The 19,695-nt window shown below is 61.0% G+C and carries 14 protein-coding genes; 3 read left to right on the top strand and 11 right to left on the bottom strand.

The window, feature by feature from the left end; translation table 11 throughout:
• Positions 1–3: 3 nt before the first annotated feature.
• The 6 genes from N688_RS11160 to N688_RS11135 all read right to left on the bottom strand — a co-directional run bounded on the left by N688_RS11160 (position 4) and on the right by N688_RS11135 (position 6,878).
• Positions 4–1,620: a SagB family peptide dehydrogenase gene (locus N688_RS11160; protein ID WP_052889348.1), complete on the bottom strand. Its 1,617-nt coding sequence runs from the start codon at positions 1,618–1,620 to the stop codon at positions 4–6.
• 23 nt (positions 1,621–1,643) lie between these two features.
• Positions 1,644–3,683: a TOMM precursor leader peptide-binding protein gene (locus N688_RS22795; protein WP_052889347.1), complete on the bottom strand. Its 2,040-nt coding sequence runs from the start codon at positions 3,681–3,683 to the stop codon at positions 1,644–1,646.
• A complete protein-coding gene (locus tag N688_RS11150; RefSeq protein ID WP_052889346.1) occupies positions 3,673–5,856 on the bottom strand; it encodes a TOMM precursor leader peptide-binding protein in 2,184 nt (727 codons plus the stop codon). Before N688_RS11150 ends, N688_RS22795 begins: the two co-directional genes overlap by 11 nt.
• Positions 5,857–6,033: 177 nt before the next feature.
• Positions 6,034–6,231 carry a thiomuracin/GE37468 family thiazolyl RiPP peptide gene (locus tag N688_RS11145; protein ID WP_052889345.1) on the bottom strand — a complete coding sequence of 66 codons (198 nt, stop codon included), beginning with the start codon at positions 6,229–6,231 and terminating at the stop codon, positions 6,034–6,036.
• A 92-nt stretch (positions 6,232–6,323) separates the two neighbouring features.
• Positions 6,324–6,524 (bottom strand): thiomuracin/GE37468 family thiazolyl RiPP peptide, encoded by a 201-nt coding sequence (locus tag N688_RS11140; protein ID WP_052889344.1) that lies wholly within the window; start codon positions 6,522–6,524, stop codon positions 6,324–6,326.
• Positions 6,525–6,668: 144 nt separating this feature from the next.
• Positions 6,669–6,878 carry a thiomuracin/GE37468 family thiazolyl RiPP peptide gene (locus N688_RS11135; protein WP_202901898.1) on the bottom strand — a complete coding sequence of 70 codons (210 nt, stop codon included), beginning with the start codon at positions 6,876–6,878 and terminating at the stop codon, positions 6,669–6,671.
• 1,092 nt (positions 6,879–7,970) lie between these two features.
• On the opposite strand from N688_RS11135, the gene merA reads away from it, so the two are divergent.
• The 3 genes from merA to N688_RS11115 all read left to right on the top strand — a co-directional run bounded on the left by merA (position 7,971) and on the right by N688_RS11115 (position 12,383).
• Positions 7,971–9,431 (top strand): mercury(II) reductase, encoded by a 1,461-nt coding sequence (gene merA / locus N688_RS11125; RefSeq protein WP_052889342.1) that lies wholly within the window; start codon positions 7,971–7,973, stop codon positions 9,429–9,431.
• Between the two features lie 607 nt (positions 9,432–10,038).
• Complete coding sequence (locus N688_RS11120; protein ID WP_052889341.1) at positions 10,039–10,944, top strand: class I SAM-dependent methyltransferase; 906 nt, start codon at positions 10,039–10,041, stop codon at positions 10,942–10,944.
• A 497-nt stretch (positions 10,945–11,441) separates the two neighbouring features.
• Complete coding sequence (locus tag N688_RS11115; RefSeq protein WP_052889340.1) at positions 11,442–12,383, top strand: class I SAM-dependent methyltransferase; 942 nt, start codon at positions 11,442–11,444, stop codon at positions 12,381–12,383.
• Between the two features lie 401 nt (positions 12,384–12,784).
• On the opposite strand, the gene N688_RS11110 is transcribed toward N688_RS11115, so the two are convergent.
• From N688_RS11110 to N688_RS11090, 5 genes are all read right to left on the bottom strand, one after another.
• The gene (locus tag N688_RS11110) at positions 12,785–15,304 is read right to left on the bottom strand and encodes a glycoside hydrolase family 31 protein (protein WP_052889339.1); all 2,520 of its coding nucleotides are present in this window, start codon (positions 15,302–15,304) and stop codon (positions 12,785–12,787) included.
• The gene (locus N688_RS11105) at positions 15,301–16,047 is read right to left on the bottom strand and encodes a transaldolase family protein (protein WP_052889338.1); all 747 of its coding nucleotides are present in this window, start codon (positions 16,045–16,047) and stop codon (positions 15,301–15,303) included. The genes N688_RS11110 and N688_RS11105 overlap by 4 nt, the downstream gene beginning before the upstream one ends.
• An 18-nt stretch (positions 16,048–16,065) precedes the next feature.
• Positions 16,066–16,965 (bottom strand): carbohydrate ABC transporter permease, encoded by a 900-nt coding sequence (locus N688_RS11100; protein WP_052889337.1) that lies wholly within the window; start codon positions 16,963–16,965, stop codon positions 16,066–16,068.
• Between the two features lie 28 nt (positions 16,966–16,993).
• Positions 16,994–17,932, bottom strand: coding sequence for a carbohydrate ABC transporter permease (locus N688_RS11095; RefSeq protein WP_052889336.1), 939 nt, complete (start codon positions 17,930–17,932; stop codon positions 16,994–16,996).
• 203 nt (positions 17,933–18,135) lie between these two features.
• Positions 18,136–19,512: an ABC transporter substrate-binding protein gene (locus N688_RS11090; protein WP_162179537.1), complete on the bottom strand. Its 1,377-nt coding sequence runs from the start codon at positions 19,510–19,512 to the stop codon at positions 18,136–18,138.
• Positions 19,513–19,695: the final 183 nt, after the last annotated feature.

Genomic DNA, 19,695 nt, shown 5'->3' with positions numbered 1-19,695 from the left:
TCTTCAGAGACGAATGCTATGCCGATAGCGTGCCCCGGCTCCCGCGCCGGGGCGCTCATAGCCAAAAGCGATCAGAAACAAGGGCGTCTCTACCTGCTCGCTCAGATGCAGCAGCTGTGCGCAGCGATCGAGATGATAGCTATCGCTACAGCGTGCCACCAGGCCAAAGGCCGCACTCAAAACAGAGAGGCGCTGCGCCACCAGGCCGCACTCCATGTGCATGATACGGTAGGCGCGGTTTCCCAGTGTAGCGCTGAGTGCGCCGTAGTTGGCAACCGGATAGGCGACAAAAGGAGCGCTGCCACAGTTAACAGCCGGTGTACTGTGAATAGCCTGGAGCTGAGAAGCTACCGCCTTCTGCTCAATCACATGCAACGCGCAGCAGCGCTGGCAGAAGCGGTAGATCCCCGCGGGGATCTCGGCAACGTTGTTGATGGCTATGAACAGCTCCAACGCGGGCGATGCGCTAGCGCCGCCGAGGTCGCTCTCGTAAGGGGCCAGGCTATAGCGCACGGTCTCCCAGAAAGCGGCCTGGCTCACGGGTCTGTACAGGGGGAGGAAGAAGGCGTCGCCAGAGCTGCGCCGGTAGAGGGCCTGCACCAGCTCAAGCTCCTCTGGCCAGGGTGCCGGCGCCTGCAGCGGGGTGGCGGTCTCAGCACAGGCCGGCCTGGTGGGTGGCAGCGAAAGCGCCAGCTCGGCGCTGCTCTCCAGCCGTGAATGCTGGTCGATCTCCAGCAGCTTCTGACAGTGCTCGCGGTCAAGTGCGCTCAACTTAATATGGGCTGGGGCAATGGCCTCGATCTCCGTCAGCAGGGCCTCGGCGCTGACTGCGGGAGCGGGTAGCTTTTTTCTCGCCTGCCGCTTGCTGCCGGCGGGGTAAAGCACTAGCGTGGCGAAAGGACTCTCCTCACCCTCTTCCAGGCCGAGCAGGCGGATCAGAGCACGATCGAGAAACTGGTAGTGGACCTGGGCAGCAAGGCCCAGCGCGCCGCAGACCAGCAAAATGTTGCCGATCACCATCCCCACTTCCTGCGAGCACAGCCGATAAGAAAAGTTGCGATAGCGAAAAGCATTCTTCCAGAAGTAAGCGCTGACGAAGAGCACACCCAGGCTGTCGGCCAGCTCGCAGCCGAGAGCCGTGCTCAGCACGGCGCGGTAGTCGCCCTGTCTGAGAGCGGCCAGGCCGTGATGCAGGTTGTCATAGTGGTAGAAGCCCGGAGGGATAGGGGCCGACGCTGGCAACCAGGCGTAGAGTTCCGCAGGAAAAAAGCAGCGAGCGGAGGCGACCAGGCGGTGGAAAGGCCAGCGGACATCGAGGCCACTATCGTGGCGCGAGAAGCCATAGCTGTAGTAGAGCAGGCAGGAAAGCGTCCGTTCATCCAGGGAGCGAGGTCCCTCCTCGTTGGGCCTTTCCTGGCTGGCGAAGGCCCGTCGTAGATCGCCCAGGGAAAGGGGGAGGTGCTGACTGAGCGGATAGTGAGGGATGCCACGATAGATCTTGAACTTCAGCGGCTCGCCGGGCATGCCCTCCTCACCCTGACCCTCGGCAAGGAGGGAGGATAGGCCGTAGTAGGTAGCCTGCAGATAGCGCAGACCGATCTCGCGATCTTGATTGCTCATAGACGCTCCTTCCTTCCGCTCGCTTACGGGAATGGATGAGGATAGGGGTTGAGATCGGCGTCGGTCAAAGGCCGTGCTGCGTAGCCAAGCTCGTAAGGCAGCTCATAGAGGCGCTTGAAGCCATAGCAGCGGCGGGCGTGATGGCCAAAGGTCATCGGCAGCATGCCTGGCATCAGGACGCGCACAGCGCAGAAGCCCTCCAGCGCCAGCTCGGGTGTTGTCTGATCAACGGCGATCACATCGATGCCGCTGCGCAGATAGCGCGCCATTACATCGAGCACATCCGCGCGCAGATCCGCATGAGCGGGCGGCTTATCGCCATCGAAAGCCTCAGCGAAGGTCTGCGTCTGTGGAGTCTGGTACAGGAAGGCCAGGCGCTCAAAGGCTTCCGGCAGACAATAGAGCAAAGCGTGGTCGCGCATCTGCATCACGAGCGAGGAGTCGGCCAGCATGCTGCGAGCGCGCTCCCGTTCCTGACGATAGAGACTGATATGGCTGCCGACGATCGGCGCCAGCTCCTGCAAAGCATTGATAAGAGCTTTCTCCGGCAGCAGGTGCGAGCCTGCGGCGCACAACACGTATGGATAATCCGGTCGCTGCTGTTCATCGACGGCCATCACCCAAAAGCAAGGAATGCGCTCCGGCAGGGTAATGTTGAAAGCATGCACCTGATAGCCTGTCAGATGATAGAGACGCTCGCACATCAGCCCGATCAGCGGGTCGCGCGCCGACTGCAGTTCGATACGCGGCATGGGCAGGCGGGCATACCAGGTCAGTAGAAAGGCGTCGCGTTCGGCGATCTCTAAGATGCCATGCAGGAGAGCCTCCTCCAGGCAGTTGCCGATCGCGCAGCCATTGGAGATCTCATAGACATAGGGTCTCTCACCTGACCACTGGTGAAGGCCATAATAGACGTTGCACTCGGGCACCAGCACCGCTTGCTGACGCGCGAAGGAATAGCCCCAGACCCAATTGAGTACCAGATCGTCGCTATAGCGTACATAGGGAAAATGGGGCAGATTATACTGTGCCTCGCTGTGCAAGCCCAACGTGCGCGGATCAAGAGCCACCTCGCCTAATTCGCGTCGGCTCGCGCGCACTGCCGTGCGCTTGCCGCCTGGTCGCATACCGGCGTAGCGTTCCAGGGCCTCAGCAATGGCTGCCACCTGGCCCTGTTCGTAGTTGAAGGCCCTCCCGAAGCCGACCTCTTGACGCCTTCCTTCCTGCAGAGGAATGTGAGCAGCGAAATTCGCATAGAGGTTGCTGGTATCCTTGGTCAGGCCACGGATCAAGCCGCACTCCGGGTCGACGTAGCGCGCCAGCAGCCGATCCTTGAGAGAGAGCAGATCGCGTACGCGGTAGGTCTGGGGAGCGAGCTTCTGCCGCGCCACAAGTCTCATGGCGGCCTGGACAGCAGCGGCGCTATCGGCTGGCAGTGCCGCGCAGTCAGGGCAGTGTGGTTCAGGCAGGAAGGGATGGCGGCTAATACTCAAGGTGGCCAGATCGAGATAGAGCAGGGCGTTGTAGGTCAGCATTGTCTCCGGGTCGCGTCCAAAGCGAGCGACCTCCAACGCGACCAGCTGTGACAGGATGGTCTGGACGGAAGCAGTCAGCCAGGCTCTGGCCTGAGTTGAGGCCGGATCTGGAGGCAGCTCCGAGCACGCTTGCTGTGCCAGATAAGCGCGCTCCGCCTGAAACTCTTCTGCCTGTTTCTGCGCATTGGCCCGTCGCCGCTCAGCGCAGGTGGCGCAGGCGCTGCGTCCTGGCAACACACAAGGGCCAAGCACAGCGCACCCCGGCTCGATCGAAAGCCCCAGCCAGGGCGTCCCGTTAGCCAGACTCCAACGATTGACCTCCTGGAACAATAGCCCGTGCCAGCGTTCACTGATGACCAGCAGCAGCGTGTAGGCTGGCCCCGACGCTGCCTGCAGATCGGCCCGCGTTACCTCCACAGGCTGGCCCCACTCCTCCCGCAGGCGCTCGCGGATAGTCTGTCCCAGACTGCCTTCGGCCAGCAAACCCAACAGCGGCCTAACTTGTGTTTCCTGCCAGCTAGCAGTCATTGGCGGACCTCCCCAGAACAACACGTACAATATAGGGCAGCGCCGCGCAGAGAGCGGCATCGTGATCGAGCGGCACAATCAGCGCCCGCCGTCCCTGGGCCTCGAGAGCGGTAAGCAGCGCCTGCTGCATCTGCTCCCACGATTCTGCGGGCGGGTAGTGGGGAACGATTGAGGCTGTGCTGCGCAAAGCCATCGGCAGGGGCGCGACTGGTGGCAGCGTGTAGTCAGGCTCTCCATTATGAAGAGCTTGGGCGTGCTGGAGGCAGAGCAGCAGGCCCTCCTCAATAGCTGCCTGGGCCTGCAAGTGACAAGTATAGGCCCAGGTCTCTCCGTCGCAACAGAAAGCGAAGGCCGGCAGTCCCCAGTCAGAGAGCAAGACTGAGAGATCATAGACACTAATAGGAAAGCCTTGCAGAGTCAGCAGGTGCTCATAGCGTCGCGCTGCCTCAGAGAGAGCCAGGGCGCCGACTGCGACGCGGGGGAAGGGTTCGCGACTCTCCGTCAGTCGCTGCTTAAGCTCTGCAAGTCCGTGCGTGAAGAGTGCCCGACAGAGCGCCTCGGGCCAGCTCATACCGGCGGCCACTCCAAGTGGCAGGGATTGGGGCAGCTTTTCCTCTGCGGACAGCCTGAAGATGGCTGCTGCCGGGACCAGGGTGATCCGCTTACTGGGCAGCTCCCAGGCCCAGAGATAGTCTTCCTCCGGATCGAGAGAGGCCGCAGGCTCCAGGCTGCGGGTATAGCAGATCAGTGATTCCCGCGCCAACCCGGTCAGCTCTGGCGCGCTCCCGCTCAGGCTGCGACGAGCATCATAGCACCAGGCTGCGTAGTGTTCGCAAGCCCGCAGCGTGGCAGCCCGGCGAGCCGCGCCAAAATCGGTGCCTGCCCCGAAAACACGCCAGGTCTGCACTAGGGGGAGGTGGGGTCCTGGTCGCCCCAGATCGACGCATGCTATATTCAAAGGAATCTGAGTGTAGTTATGTTCATCCAGCCTGCTGAAAAGCCCGAGCCTGGCATCGAAGAGCTGCGCCGCCTTGCGAGAGAACTCTTCCTGTGAGAGCACCGGTCCGGCGCTGCGCTCTGTCAGCAGATCTTGGAAGTGCTGGGCTGTCAGCGGAGCGGCCTGGCAGCAGCACTGGCAGTGGGCAGAGGCATTGAAAGAATGGCGCTGACTCTGGAGCGTTTCCAGGTCGATCAACAGCAGGTGACCCCTCGTCTCCAGCGGCCCTGCTTCTGTAATATATTTAAATAGTTCGAAGTTAAGAGTATTGGCGACCACGGCGGCGGTTGGCGCGGCCAGAGCATAGCTGATCACCGCCTCGGGGTAGTCGGCGAAATCGTAGGGAGCGGTGACCGTCTCGGCAGAAAGATTGGCTTGTAAGCGAAGCCAGGCGCATTCCCAGCAGCCGTGTATCAGCTCCTGGCCCTTCTGAGGAGGGGAAACCAGCGGTCCCAGCCAGGCCTGAGTGTCAATGATCGTCGCGGCGAGGAAGAGCTTACCAAGTTGATAGCAGAGGCGGTTGAGCAGAACGCTGCGCCGCATCATTGGTCGATCTGAGAGATGCAGGACGGCCTCAAACGGCGTGAGAGCCTGTGTCACAGCCTGCTCGTCGTCCCAATCGAGAGGTTCGAGCACGTGCAGCTGTTGGCGCGGATCGTGTTGATGGCGCAGGGTCAGATAGTCCTGTAGGCGCTGGTGCTCTAGTGAGCATTCGCTGGTTATCAAGACGTGGACGTCGGCCAGGCCACACTGCAGTGTGGCCTGCACGAGTGCCTGTAGCGTCAGACCGGAGCCGATCAGCAGTACGCGGCTCCGGCGGTAGCGTTCGAAGCGCCAGGCGCTTGAATCCTGAAAAGCCTCGATGAAAGCGATCTCCGCGGCGTAGGTTGCCTGTTCAGCCGGGCTCAACTGATGGGGGCGATCGAGAGCCAGATCCTTGATGAAGCCGCGGGTAGCCAGTACCTCAATGAGCCTGTTGATCAAGGCGCGGTGCTCTGTTGGGGCCTGCTGAGTGATCTCCTCGAGGGTATGCTGACCGTCCAGATAGGGCAAAAGCAAGTCGAGCAACCGGGCAAGACCTTTCCCTTTCATGTGGTAGGCGCCCTGATTGTTGCGCAAGTAGACCCCTTCGGGGGTAGGAAAATAGAAGACATCGCCTCTCATCCTGGGGCGCATGGCCAGTTTCTCCCCTCAGCGTGCGCATAGATACTCTACAACGACGGGCTGATTTGCAGAGAGGTGCAGGCATAGTGGCGCAGCAACTACGAGCAACTATGCTGCACCTCGGATAGGCCGAATTGGGCCGCCGTGCTTCTTTTCTAGCGGCGCTTAGGATCTCTGTCCTGTAGCTCGTTAGCAGCAGCAGCAGCAGGGTATGCAGCAGCTGCAGCAGGCGGTGGGCAGGATAGAGGCGCCTATCTCGATCATACCGTGGCCAAGCGTGAGCGCTTCCAGCCCGCTGTGATCTGCCTCGAGTGGCTGAATGCTCAGGTCATCCAGTTGTAGCTCCTCGAGGTTCAGGTGAGAAAGTTCTTGCTTCAGGTCTTCCATGTGACGGTCTCCTTTCTCCCGGCGGGAAGGTCGTGTATCGCTTCGGGCGGCGCGTAGAGAGAGCAGTGGGCTATGCCAGGGTTAGTCTGGAACTACCAGCAACAGCAGCAGACGAGGCAGCAGCTGCAACAGGCTGCCGTGCCGGAGGAGGCGCCGATCTCTACCATGCCGTGGCCGGTGGTGAGCAGCTCCAGACCACCTTCGGAAGAGAGCTTCAGGTCCTCGATCTCCAGATCGTCGAGGGTGAGGCCATCAAGTTCGAGCTGAGCGAGTTCGCCGTGCAAATCTTGCATGAGTAACCTCCTTGTACATCATGTAGATAGGTTGGCGTCTGTGACATGAAGCAATACTTGCCCTATTTGTTCCTTGTCTCTAACCCGCACGGGAGGCCGATCGGGAAACAGACCGGCGCTTGCTATCTTCTAAGGCTGTATGCCTTAGCCTAAACAGGGACAACAGCAGCAGAGGAGGCAGCAGCTGCAGCAGGCGCCCTGGCCAGAAGAGGCGCCGATCTCTACCATGCCGTGGCCGGTGGTGAGCAGCTCCAGGCCACCTTCGGGAGAGAGCTTCAGGTCCTCGATCTCCAGATCGTCGAGGGTGAGGCCATCGAGTTCGAGCTGAGCGAGTTCGCCGTGCAGTTCTTTCAATTTTAGCTCCTTTCTCTTCAAGTGCTTTTTTTGCTCCTATGTGAAGGCAAAACTGTCCCTCTAGCGCGCTCGGCGAGCGATACACGACAGGGCCGAAGAGGGCAGTATCGCCTCATGCCCGTAGTTTAGGCGCCCGGACTCGGATGCGTGAAGGTGGAAAGGAGTGGCATGCCTCTAACGAGGTGGTAGGCGCAACCTTTAGCGTATTATCTTGCGGAGCCGGCGCTGGCAGTCTGCCAGACTGGAAAGGCACTCACTCCCGTAATACACCTTGGTGATGCTAGATCGATGCTCCTTCACATCCAATCACCGAGCAGCGTTGCTCTTGAGTGAGCTGTCTTCTGGCATGGTAGATCAGCCTTGTAGCACGGCTCAGGCCCGCAGATCGAAGCGTTTCTTTCTCTCGATTTATTTCCTGCCACCCAACCTGTCATCCAGTATGACTGAGCCTGCCTGAGAGTGATCTACCTGACTATGACCTGAGGAACTGGGCGCGAGCATGGCGAACTCTTTTGGGTTCCCCCTGAGCCTTCCCCCCCAGGAAGGAGCAGGTGGGTTGCTGTTCGCTTTCAAACACAGGGACCGGACGATCTACGCCAGGTCTGAATCGGTGGCCAGCTCTCGCTGGCTGGGAACCATCCATCTCGGCAATTTCCTGTCGAGATGGTGGCTGTGCATGCTCACGCTTCGAATATACCATTATAGTAGAGTTACTGTCAAGTGGGGTAGGGAGCCTGGAGAGGGAAAGTGATCAAGAAGACGTTCAGTAGCCTACTTAGAGGTTTTGCCAGCCCCGCCCGGGGGTAAGGTGGAGCACCTTCTATTTGATAAACGTGAAAGTCAGCGATGGCTGGCTATGCCTATTTCCCCGATTCTGCAATCTCGTGCGTCTCTCTTCTCTCTGGGGAAGGTCCCCTTGACAGGTGAGGCCCGGCATCTTAAGATTGAACATATCAGTATAAGCGGATATATTGGTATCCTGAACAGCCGAATGCTGTTGGCTCCCAGGGCTATCCAGCTGGTGCCTGTTTGGTCGGGGCCAGCGAGCTGCTGATCCCTTCCCCGTCACCAAGGAAAGGAAGTATCCGAGCAATGACGATCGTGAGCGAGCCTGATCTCTTAATCCTGGGCAGCGGCTCGACCGCCTTCGCTGCGGCGCTACACGCTGCTGAACTGGGTAAAACCGCCCTGCTGACCGAGGAGCGCACCATCGGGGGAACCTGTGCTAATCGGGGCTGTCTGCCTTCCAAGAATCTGATCGAGGCGGCGCGCCTGGTGCACGAGGCGGCTCATCCGCGCTATCCTGGCCTGACCCCTTTGCGAATGCCGGCCAGCTGGAGCGAGTTACTGGAGCAGAAGGATGTCCTGGTCCAGGCCTATCGCTGGGAGCGCTACGAGCATCTGCTGCACGAGATTGCGGGCCTGGGTCTGGTGCGGGGGCGAGCGCAGCTGCTCTCGCCGCACGAGGTGGTAGTGACTGGTCCTGACGGCGCGCGGCGCCTGCGTGGCCAGCAGCTGCTGATCGCCACCGGCTCGCGCCCGGTCGTCCCGGCGCTGCCGGGATTAGAGAAAGTTCCTTTCCTGACCAGCGATCTGCTCAGTAGCGCCGATGATCCCTGGCAGACGTCGCTGCGCCAGCAGCCGCGCTCGCTCGTGATCCTGGGTGCTGGGGCGATTGCCCTGGAGCTGGGTCAGCTCTTCGTCCGGTTGGGGACGCAGGTGACTCTCCTGACGCGGGGTGCGCAGCTACTGCCTGGCGTGGAGCCAGAGCTGGCGTGGACACTCGCCGGGCTGCTGGAGGCGGAGGGGCTGCAGTTGCGAACGCGGGTCCAGGTGCAGCGAGTGGCGCCAGGGGTCAGAGGCGTGGCTGTCACCTTCCAGTGGGGAGGGCAGAGAGAGACGCTGGAGGTCGAGCAGCTGCTGGTTGCGACTGGACGGCGTCCCAATACCGACGGGCTGGGGCTGGAGCGGGCTGGGATAGTGCTGGAGGCCGATGGAGCGGTGCAGGTCGACCGGACACTGCGGACAAGCGTGCCACACATCTGGGCGGCAGGTGATGTCATTGGCTGGGCCTGGGGCAATCAGTTCGCCACGCCGGTGGGGGCTGCCGATGGCAGGCTGGCCGCACACAATGCCCTCTCTGGGGAGCCACCACGTCCGGTGGACCATCGGGTGATCCCACGCTGTATCTTTACTGATCCGCCGCTGGCGATGGTGGGCCTGACCGATGCGCAGGCGCAGCAGGAAGGGCTGGCCTGTGCCTGTCAGGTGCTGCCGCTGAACCTGGTGCCGCGGGCGGGAGCGATCCATCGGACGCAAGGGCTGGTCAAGATGGTCGTGGAGCGGGCCAGTCGGCGCGTGCTGGGGGTCTCGTTGCTGGGGGAGAGTGCGGGGGAAGTGATCCACGAGGCGGCGATGGCGCTGCGCTTTGGGGCCACGCTGGAGGATTTCACGGAGTTGATCCATGTCTATCCGACGATGGCGGAGGCACTCAAGCTGGTGGCGCTCTCCTTCACGCGGGATGTCCGCCTGCTCAGTTGTTGCGCCAGCTAAGCTGAACTGAAGAGGGCTGGCCGTTGGCCCGGCCTTGTCCCCTCCTGTAACTCGCTCGTGGGAGCCGGCTGCGCTCAGTAGCAGGCACTCCGCTGCTCGGTGGTGTATCCGCTCCAGCGGTCGCCAGGCCAAATGGACCCCACGATCATCAGCGTGCTCTGCGCTGCCAGCGCAAACTGACCCGTTGCCGCGAGGACCTCTGTTGCGGCGACGCACTACAGCGTTCCTGCTGTGTTCAGGCCGCGAACCGCCAGCCTATCCCTCAAGATGACGCCGGCGCAGAGAACACCAACGCCCGATACTACCTGCACGGCGAGCCGATCTCACGCCTCAAAGCCAGCACCTTTCTCTCCCCTGACTCCTGAGCATTGCGCGTCTTACGATTGCCGCTACTATCGCACCCGTGCGAAAGAGCTGCGCTTAAACTACGGTTCATGGAGGCCTAGAGGTATAATCTTAGTTGTGGCCGGGTTGACAAGAGGATCCTGCGCCCAGGCTCCGTGACTCCTTGCTCGCTTGAAACGAGGAAGGCGCTGGTCTGCTGGCAGAGGACAGCGGCCTGGCACTGCCGATGGATGAACCTAGTCGAACAAAGGGGAGGCTCTCTATGGCTTCTGAGAAGATCCGCTTTTCCAAAGAAAAAGAGACAATGCTCATGACCTTGAGTGGGCGAGCCCTTCAGAGTCAGTGGAAGCAGCCCATCTTGCGTGACCCCTGGGCTGAAGCAGCGATGACGCAGATCGATTACGATATCCGCAAACAGTATCGAGGTCCCGGGTCGTGGAAGATGTGGGAGAAAATCGGCTGTACCATCATTGCCACACGAGCGGCGACCTTCGATCTGCTGGCGAAGCGCTATCTGGCCGAGCATCCCGATGCGGTGGTTCTCCATGTAGGTTGCGGCATGGACAGCCGGGTGTTCCGTCTCGATCCGCCGGCCTCCGTTCTGTGGTTCGATATTGATTATCCCGATGTGATCGACCTGCGTCGCCGCCTCTTCCCTGACCGCGAGACCTATCGCCTGATTGGGGCTTCACTCTCAGATCTGCACTGGTTAGACGAGGTTCCTCGGGAGCGGCCCGGCCTCCTGATCGCTGAGGGGGTGCTGCACTATCTGAGTGAGCCAGAGGTGAAAGCGCTGCTCAATGCCGTGGTGGCCCATTTTCCCAGTGGCCAGCTGATCTTCGACATCTGCAACAGGTTGATTGTGAAGCGAGCAGGCTCAAACGTCGGAGGGACAGGAGCCGCCTATAGGTGGGGCCTCGATGATCCCCAGGATATCAGGCAGCTGGAGCCGAAGCTTGACCTCGTCAAAGAACTCAAGCCCAGCGAACTCGTTGCCTTCTCCCGCTTCCCGTTCTGGGTGCGAGTGCTGTTTCGCCTTATGGAAATCAGTCCCACGCTGTGGCGGACCGAGAGGATCATCGTCTATCGCTATGGCCAGGCTGGCGACCTGGACGAGGCTCGTGCTCTGGCTCAGGGAGATAGCGTCACTAAGGACGCGGCTGGCTAAGAGAGTGCACCGTAGTCGGATCGATCTTGCCGGCGAAAGGACCGAGATCACGATCTGATCCTCCGCTTGCGATCAACCTCCGCTGAGGACTTGGGCAGGTTCTCAGCCTCCTTCTCGTGACTATTTCATTACCCACGCCTTGGGCAGTTCCTCAAAGATGATACAGCATCTCGTGAAGACACTGCTGAAGCCTCATCGTCTCTGCACGAGATAAAGCGAGCGATCTTCCCGACCAGCTCTGATGTAGAAGGTCCTCTCTTCGATCGCTTCCCCCATAAAAAATTGATAAAAATTAATAGGTCTACGCTTATTCCTTGCTAGCTGCGTTGACAGATACACATCTCCTTATTTACACTCTTCACTGAACTATCTACCTTCATGTGCTACAGCTGATAGAGTTTGGGAAATGATTCAAGAGCTTTTTGCCTTCCCAGGAATACGACACCGGATGATAGCAGCATGGGTGATATGACTAGGAGAGCAGAAAGGAGGAGTAGATGCCCTGGTGGTTTTTCCGTCGGCGGGGTGGGGGCACGCTGTCGACGGGAGCGACAGGACAGGCCAGCGGAACGGGTTGGCGCCTGGGGGACGTAGCCTTGCCGCGCTTGCAGGGCCGGCGCCGCTACCTGCAGGAGCAGCCCTACTTGTTGCCGAAGGATCTCGGCGAAGTCAATCGACTCGATTTCCAGCACTACATGTTACGTGCCGCGCTGCGTGGAAACTACCTGGCGCCGATTGGGCAGCCGAGGCGCATTCTCGATGTGGGCTGTGGGACTGGACGGTGGGCCATAGAGCTGGCGCAGCAATTTCCGCAGGCGGAGGTGATCGGGGTGGATGTGGAGCAGGCCAAGAGTACGAGTCGCATGCCCTCGAACTATCGCTTTGTTCGGGGGGATGTGCTGCAGGGTCTGCCGTTTGAGGAGAACACCTTTGATTTTGTGCATCAGCGCTTGCTGCTGCTGGCGATTCCGCTGGCGGCCTGGCCGGGGGTGGTGCAGGAGCTGGTGCGGGTGACGGCTCCTGGTGGCTGGGTTGAACTGGTGGAGGGAAGCATCAGTGCCAATGGCTTTGTGCCCTGTGGACCTGCGACGCAGCAGCTGCTCGACTGGATGGGGCAGCTGGCGGCCTTGCGTGGGCTGGATACCGAGGGCGAGGTGATGCGCTCGCTCGAACGCTATCTGGCAGAGGCTGGTCTAATCAACATCCAGCGCCGTCCCCTGGAGGTCCCGGTCGGCGACTGGGGCGGGCGCCTGGGTTCGCTGATGGCCCTGGACTTTAAAGAGGGGGCCAAAGCGGTGAGTGGGCCGATCGCCGCGCGCTTTGGCCGCTCGGAGCAGGAGGTCCTCGATATGATCGAGCAGGTTAATCACGAGTGGAACGCGCTGCAGACAAAAGGCTATTTTATGATTGTCTACGGACAGAAGCCGCTCACTGGCTAATCTGCCGGGTGTAGTCTGGCTTCCTCTCTGGCTCGGGCGTCTCGACCCTGGTCAGCAGCGTCTGACTGAGAACGCAGGCAAGAGAGCATGTCCAGGCGCGCTCAGAGGGGACAGCGTCAGCCATGCTCTCTCGCCTTCTACATCTCTCACACTTTAATTACTCTGTTGTCGGTGTATATTTCAGAAGATCGGCCTGATAGACGCAGGCGAGCTACGCTGGACAGGAGGGTAGAGAGCGACAAAGCCGTATTTTCTTTTTTTGTCTTATACATCAATTGTGAGGAATAGCGCGCTGGCAATCTGGCTACTCCCCTCGCGATACTTCCTATAGTAGTATGGGCGACCTGACAGCCAGAGATCAACCAGCATCACTCACCCTCCCATCGGCGGCCTCTGCCCCGTTACAGAGAAACCACAGCGCTGGCCGTATAGCCCGCCACCTGCTCCACTATACCTCTGGCTGTATGCCAGCGTACCGACCAGTGGGCCGGGCGCTTGCCTGTAATCTGCAGCTGCCAGCCGTCTGAAGCGGTGGGCAACAGCTGCCATTCCGTAGCTGCGCCACTGGCATCCCAGACAAGGCGCCCGCGACCTGGAGCGCCAGGGTAGACCTCCAGCGTCACCTCGTCGGGGGCTTCCTCATGCAAGAAAGCCCGCTCCGGTCCGAGCGGCAGTACGCTACCAGCGCGCACATAGACAGGCAAGACCTCCAACGGAGCCAGGCGCGTCACATAGCGTCCACCCTCCAGGCGCTCGTCGCTCCAGAAATCGATCCACTCCCCAGCAGGAAGATAGAGGCGGCGAGCCACCGGCTCACGGGCCTCGCTAAAGACTGGCGCCACGAGCAACGCCGGGCCGAGCAAGTAGGCATCATCGATCACGGCGGCAGTCGGATCTTCAGGGAATTCGAGCAGCAGCGGGCGCAGCATCGGCAGGCCGTGGGCATGGGCCTCCCAGGCCAGGCTGTACAGATAGGGATTGAGGCGCAGGCGCAGCCGCGCGTAGCGGCGGAAAATGGCCAGAGCTTCCTCTCCGAAGGCCCAGGGTTCCCGAGGCGTAGTCCCGTGTGCCCGCGCCAGCGGCGAGAAAAGGCCAAATTGGGCCCAGCGAATATACAGCTCCGGCGATGGCGGCGGCCCGTAAAAGCCCCCGATGTCATGGGCCCAGAGGCCCGGAGCGCTCAGGGCCAGATTCAAGCCGCCGCGCAGAGAGCAGGCCATCGCCACCGCATCGGTTTTGGGATCACCGCCCCATTGGGCTGGATAGCGTTGCGTACCCGCCCAGCCCGAGCGCCCCCAAACGAGACCGGGGCGCCCCGTCTCCTGGGTGATCACCTCATGGACGGCGGCATTGTAGAGCAGCGGATACAGATTGCGCAACTCGTGGCCGCGCATGCCGTTGGCCGCGCATGCCTCCATCGGCACACCCTCGCCGAAGTCCGTCTTGAAAACCGCTACTCCAGCCCGTAGCAGCGGACGATGCAGATCCTGCCACCAGGCGCGCGCCGCCGGATTAGTAAAATCGACGATCGCACGCTTGCGACCATCGGGCGGCGGCCCCCCAAAATCGGCCCCAATCGGCTCGCCCTGCTCATCGTGCAAGAAGTAGCCTGCCCTGGCCGCCTCCTCATAGCGCGGCGCCTGCTCGGAGATATACGGCAGCTCCCAGAGCGAGACCTTAAAGCCGCGCTCACCCAGCTCGCGGATCAACCCCGGCAGATCCGGGAAAGCCTCCTCGTTGACCGTGAAATCACAGGAGAGATTTGGATGCGCCAGCCAGGCTGGATCAATATGCAGCACGTCGCAAGGCACGCCCTCGGCCCTGGCCCGTGTTGCCACCTCCTCTACCTCTGCCCGGCTCTGATAGCGACAGCGCGAAAGCCAGACGCCGAAAGCCCAGCGCGGAGGCAGCGTCGCCCGTCCAGTCAGGCGCGTGTACTCTTCCAGCACCTCGCGCGCCTCTCGCCCGAAAAATACAAACAGATCAAGGCTCGGCTCCGCGCAGCGCACCAGCGCAGCCCGGGCTGAAGGCGTCCCCAATGCCAGGGTCACAGGCGCAGCTGTGTGCATGAAGAGGCCATAGCCGCGCGACGACAGCAGAAAAGGCACATTCTTATACGATCCTTCGGTCGTCGTCCCCCAGGCGTCAATATTGAAGAGGTGGACCATCGTGCCGCGATGATCCAGGCGCGCAAAGCGCTCGCCCAGGCCATAGAAATGCTCAGCGGGATCGATGGCCCATGACCAGTAGGCGGCAGCGGCGGCCTGCTCCCCTGGCGTCGCATGCAGGCCCGGTGGTGGCGTGCAGAGGAGGCCATGCACATTGCGATCGTCCAGTGCTGTACGCCAGGTGACCTCGGGAGCAGCGTCGCTGCTCATTTGAAGGGCAAAAGGGTCGCGCTCCAACGTGATCTTGATTCCCTCCAGAGTCACGCGAAGCCCTGTCGCCGTCTCCTCAAGAGCAGGGAATGGCGGCTGAGAACCGTAGGTTGCGGCCAGTACCTCTTCCAGGGCGCCGGGCGCCAGCATCTCCGAGGCCCGCACCTGCCGCAAGGTCTCGGGCGTTCCTAGCCGCAGGCGCACAATGCGAGGAGCCAGCACCTGTAGCTCTAGCCTCAACTGAGCCTCAGCCGTCAGCAGGGCGTCCTGAGCGCCGGCCTTGGCCTCACCTCCGGTTCCGGCCAGGTTCCCGGTCTCTGTCGGGCGATTAGGCACCCCTGTCGTCGTCATCTGCTGGGCCAGCGGCTCGGCGCTCACCACCACAGGACGGAGCGGAGCGCCAAATGTCCGAAATGGAACCAGTGCCACCTCGGCCCGCACCCCTCCCGGAAGAGGCGTGACCTGAGCCAGACGCCTCAGATAATGGCCCTGCGTCACCATAACCGGCCTGTCGCTGCTCACCACCTGATCAGCTCCGCTCATTGTTCCTCCTGGCTCCGTCGGTAGTCCTGCAAGAACGCCTCAAGGCCCGCTGTTGTCAGTGGGTGCTCGATCAACTGCGTCAGGATCGTGTAGGCCATCGTCGCAATATGGGCACCGGCCCTGGCGACCGCCGTCACATGCACAGGGTGGCGCAAGGCTGCCGCAATAATCTTCCCGGGTTGCTGCTGGACGCGCAATGTCTGGGCCAGATCAGCCACCAGGGCCACCCCATCCTCGCCGACAGCGTCAAGGCGACCGACAAAAGGACTCACATAGCTCGCACCCGCCGCCAGGGCTAACAGGGCCTGATTGACTGTAAAAATCAGCGTCGCGTTGATCTCAGGTCGGCGGGTCAGTTGCTGTTGCTGAGCGAAACGGGCCCGGATTGGGCAATCAGTCAAGTGGGCGCAGCCCTGGCAAGAGGCCGTGACCTCGCTCCGACTCAAGCGTGCCATCGCCTTCAGTCCCTCCGGGGTTGTCGGCAGCTTCACCACCACATGGGGCGACCAGGTCGCAAAGTCCAATCCCTGGGTCACCATCCCCTCGGCATCGAGGGCCACCACCTCAACGCTGATTGGCACGTCGGCGATCCAGCACAGCTCTTGCACATGGCGTCGCATCTCGCTCTCGCGCACACCGGCGCGCGCCATATGGCTGGGGTTAGTCGTCACGCCACGCAGTACCCCCCAGGCGGCAGCCGCGCGCACTTCCTCCAGCTGCGCCGTATCAAGATAGAATTCCATAACCGGGCAACCTCCTTTTTAACCTTTCAAACCGCCGGCGGTCAGACCTGAGACAATGCGTCGCTCTAGCAACAGAATGAGTGCCACCAGGGGCACCACCGACATCACCATTGCCGCCGACAGCACGCCAAAATTCGTCGTAAATTCCGTCTGGCTCAGGATCACGATCCCCACAGGCAGCGTGTACGTCGCCGTCGTCGTATAGTTCAGCGCGAACAGGTATTCATTCCAATCCCCGACAAAGACAATCACCGCCGTCGTGAACAGTCCGGGGATGATCATAGGCAGCACGATGCGCACGAAGGCTCCAAGACGGCTCATGCCATCGAGAGCCGCCGCCTCCTCATATTCGAAAGGCACCTCCTGTAAAAAGGCCATCAGAATGAGGATCGCCATCGGCAGGCCAAAGACCGAATACGGAATAATCAAGGCCAGGAGCGTGCCGATCAAATGCACGCCCTGCAGCATCATATACAGCGGAATCACCTGGGAGAACGGTGGAAAAAGAGAGAGCGAGACGACGAAAAGCAGCGCCAGCCGCTTCCAGCGAAAGCGCAGGCGAGCAAAGGCATAAGCGGCCAGTGTGGCCAGGACCATCGTCACCAGAGTTGAGACCAGCGAGGCAATGATGCTATTGAGATAGTAGCGCCCAATATCTCCCTGGAGAGCCTCGATATAGCTGCTCAGCGTAGGATGGACTGGCCAGAGCGTCGCCGGGATCGAAGTGGTCTCCTGGGGGGTCATCAGCGAGGTCAGGAGCGCCCAGATCAGGGGCAGAAACTGCACGACGATGATCACCGCCAGCGCAAGATAGAGCAGCGTCTGTCGAGTCAGCGGCTTCAGCAGAGGACCGCGGGACCTTGCCGTTGGGCGAGAGGATTCTGTTGCTGGTGCTGTCGTCGTAGGAGCCAGTGCCATGCTCGTTTCTCCTTCAGCGACACCCCTGTTATCTCGTGCCTGTCCGCAGAAGCGTCCGCATATAGAGCACGATGAACAGCAGCGTAATAGCTGTCAGTACCACAGCGATCGTCGAGCCATAGCCGAAATCGCCGAACTGTTGGATCTGCAGATAGATATACAGGCCAAGGTTCTGGGTAGCGTTGCCCGGGCCGCCGTTCGTAAAAGCGCTGATCAGATCAAAAGCCTGCAGCGACTCAATGGTGCGCAGAATCAGCGTCACCAGCAACACTGGACGCAGCAGCGGGAGCGTGACACGCCAGAGGAGCTGCCAGCGTGAGGCCCCGTCGACGCGTGCCGCCTCATAGACCTCCTCGGGGATGCCCTGCAGTCCCGCCAGCACCAGCAGGGCCACCAGGGAATTGGCCTTCCAGATCGCCAGCACATAGATGAGCAGCGTCGCCAGCTGAGCGGAACCCAGCCAAACGATCGGGTGCGCCGGGTTCAAGAGGCCCAGGTGTTCCAGCAGGCTATTGATCAGGCCGTACTGGTCGTTAAACATATAGGCCCAGATCACCGAGTTCGTAGCGGTAGGAATGGCCCAGGGAAAGAGAATAGCAGCCCGCGCCAACCAGCGCCCACGAAAACGACGATTGGCAAACAGTGCCAGGGCCGTTCCGCAAAGCATCTGGCCACAGACCGTCACGAGGCTATAGAGCAGCGAGAAACGCAGAGCGCTCCAAAACTGCTCATCATGGAGCAGACGCAGATAGTTGGCCAGGCCTGCGCTCGTCGTCCCCAGGCCGAAAGAGCCACCCTGCTGAAAGGAAAACCAGAGCGTACTTAACACTGGGTAGACGCCCAGCGCAAGCAGGGCCAGAATCACAGGCAGCAGCATCAGCCAAGCCAGCCGCTCCTCACGGCGCTCCAAAGGACCGCGAGGACTACCTTCTTTGGCTTGCAGCAGCGGCGCCCCGATCGTAGCCATGAATACACCTCGTTCTTGCTTTGGGCAGAGTCACAAAGGCCAGGATCTCGATCTCTGGCAGCAAGGGACGGACAAGAGGACAGGAGAAGCCGATGGGTTCTCCCCAGCTCGTTTGGAGACGGGAACGAGGGCCAGCCTTTGCCCGGCGGTGCTGGCCCCCGCCCTCTCCTCTCTTCTCCTTCCACTGCCGTGCGCGGCTTACCTCATGTCAACGAGGCCACCTGTGTCTGGACACTATTGAGAGCTTCGCCCGGACTGGCCTGGTTGCTCAGCACAGAGTTGATCGCCGCCTGCAGCGGAGTGGTGAACTGGTTATAGTTCTTCAGCGTCGGGCGATTCTGACCGCTGTTCAGGATACTGCCGATCTGCTTAAAGTAAGGCACCTTAGCCTGGACCGAGGCATCACTGACCACATCGGGGCGGCTGGGAATCAAGCCCGCGTTGAGAGCCATCGAGGTCTGCGTCTCCTTGCTCAGCATATAGTCGATGAAGGTCCAGGCGGCATCTTTATATTGCGAATTGGCGTTGATCGCCAGGACCCAGCCGCCAGTGCAGCCGTGACCGCTGTGACCACTGGTGGCCAGCGTGGGCGCCACGCCGACCTTTCCAGCCACCTTTGAGCGCGAAGGCGTATTCGCGATTGCATAGGCGAAGACCCAGTTGCGCATGAACGGTGCCTTCCCCTGGCTGAAGAGGGCCAAAATATCATTGGGGGCATAGGTCGAGGTCCCCGTTGGCGCCAGCCGGAACTTATAGATCAAGTCATGCATATACTGCAGAGCATCGACCTGGAGCGCGCCATTGACCTGCAGCTTGCCCGGCTCGCCAATCGAGCCGCCGGCGCCCCAGAGGAATTCTAGCCACTCATCGACAATGGCCTCGATCTTCTTCCCCGGCATCAGGTAGCCATAGCTGATGCCCTGCGAGGATTCTGCAGCCAGGATGCGTTCAGCCATTGTCTGCATTTCTTCTCGGGTTTGTGGAACGCTCCCGCCATACTTCTCAACCAGATCGGTGCGGTAATAGAACATGCCGATATCCATATAGCGCTGAATGCCATAGAGATGGCCATTAACGCGGCCCACGGCGCGCGCGCTTGGCCAGAACTGGCTCAGATAGCTGGAGGAGACGTACTGATCGATGGGGGCCAGCCAGCCGGGGAGGGCGAACTGCGCGGGCCAGGTCACATCGATCTGGACCACATCGGGCGTGGCTGACTGGGCGCGGAAGGCATTGACGAACTTACTATACTGATCAGTTGCTACCGACGGCAGCTCGACATAGTCCACATGGATCTTGCCGGCATGCAAGTCATTGAAACGCTTGATCTCCGCCGTCTGCTCACCGGTGGTATCGACCAGAGCTGCGAACTGGATGGTCACAGGGCCGCTTGTAGAGGCCGGAGCGCCGCCACAGGCGGCCAGCCAGGAGCCAAGGGCGGTCACCCCAAGGCCAGCCTTGACCCCCTGGCCGAGCAACTTGCGCCGGGTGAGCCTGGGGCTGCTCACCTGGTCTGGCTCTGCCTCAAGCCGGGAACCGGAACCAGCCGCTGGTTCCATCTCAGATCGTACAGACTGCATCTGCAGAGCATCCTCATTGATTGCCATGTGACATACCGACCTTTCTGTTGTGCTAAGAGCAAGACAAGTCATGGGGATCAGTGCTTGCCAGTAGCCCCACGTGGGCGCTGGGCAGCCAGCTCCTCGGGCTGCCCCGACTGACCCCCACCTCTCACCGGTCGCTCTCTCGTTCAGCTCTGGCGC

This window comes from Thermogemmatispora carboxidivorans, assembly GCF_000702505.1.
Taxonomy (GTDB): Bacteria; Chloroflexota; Ktedonobacteria; order Ktedonobacterales; family Ktedonobacteraceae; genus Thermogemmatispora; species Thermogemmatispora carboxidivorans.
This window is presented reverse-complemented; position numbering and strand designations above follow the sequence as displayed.

What these genes read in the sequence shown, in the direction of transcription:
- N688_RS22795 (WP_052889347.1), bottom strand. Translation starts at nt 3,683, where the DNA reads ATGACTGCTAGCTGGCAGGAAACACAAGTTAGGCCGCTGTTGGGTTTG.
- N688_RS11120 (WP_052889341.1), top strand. Translation starts at nt 10,039, where the DNA reads ATGGCTTCTGAGAAGATCCGCTTTTCCAAAGAAAAAGAGACAATGCTC.
- N688_RS11110 (WP_052889339.1), bottom strand. Translation starts at nt 15,304, where the DNA reads ATGAGCGGAGCTGATCAGGTGGTGAGCAGCGACAGGCCGGTTATGGTG.
- merA (WP_052889342.1), top strand. Translation starts at nt 7,971, where the DNA reads ATGACGATCGTGAGCGAGCCTGATCTCTTAATCCTGGGCAGCGGCTCG.
- N688_RS11090 (WP_162179537.1), bottom strand. Translation starts at nt 19,512, where the DNA reads ATGCAGTCTGTACGATCTGAGATGGAACCAGCGGCTGGTTCCGGTTCC.
- N688_RS11150 (WP_052889346.1), bottom strand. Translation starts at nt 5,856, where the DNA reads ATGCGCCCCAGGATGAGAGGCGATGTCTTCTATTTTCCTACCCCCGAA.
- N688_RS11140 (WP_052889344.1), bottom strand. Translation starts at nt 6,524, where the DNA reads ATGCAAGATTTGCACGGCGAACTCGCTCAGCTCGAACTTGATGGCCTC.
- N688_RS11095 (WP_052889336.1), bottom strand. Translation starts at nt 17,932, where the DNA reads ATGGCTACGATCGGGGCGCCGCTGCTGCAAGCCAAAGAAGGTAGTCCT.
- N688_RS11105 (WP_052889338.1), bottom strand. Translation starts at nt 16,047, where the DNA reads ATGGAATTCTATCTTGATACGGCGCAGCTGGAGGAAGTGCGCGCGGCT.
- N688_RS11145 (WP_052889345.1), bottom strand. Translation starts at nt 6,231, where the DNA reads ATGGAAGACCTGAAGCAAGAACTTTCTCACCTGAACCTCGAGGAGCTA.
- N688_RS11100 (WP_052889337.1), bottom strand. Translation starts at nt 16,965, where the DNA reads ATGGCACTGGCTCCTACGACGACAGCACCAGCAACAGAATCCTCTCGC.
- N688_RS11160 (WP_052889348.1), bottom strand. Translation starts at nt 1,620, where the DNA reads ATGAGCAATCAAGATCGCGAGATCGGTCTGCGCTATCTGCAGGCTACC.
- N688_RS11115 (WP_052889340.1), top strand. Translation starts at nt 11,442, where the DNA reads ATGCCCTGGTGGTTTTTCCGTCGGCGGGGTGGGGGCACGCTGTCGACG.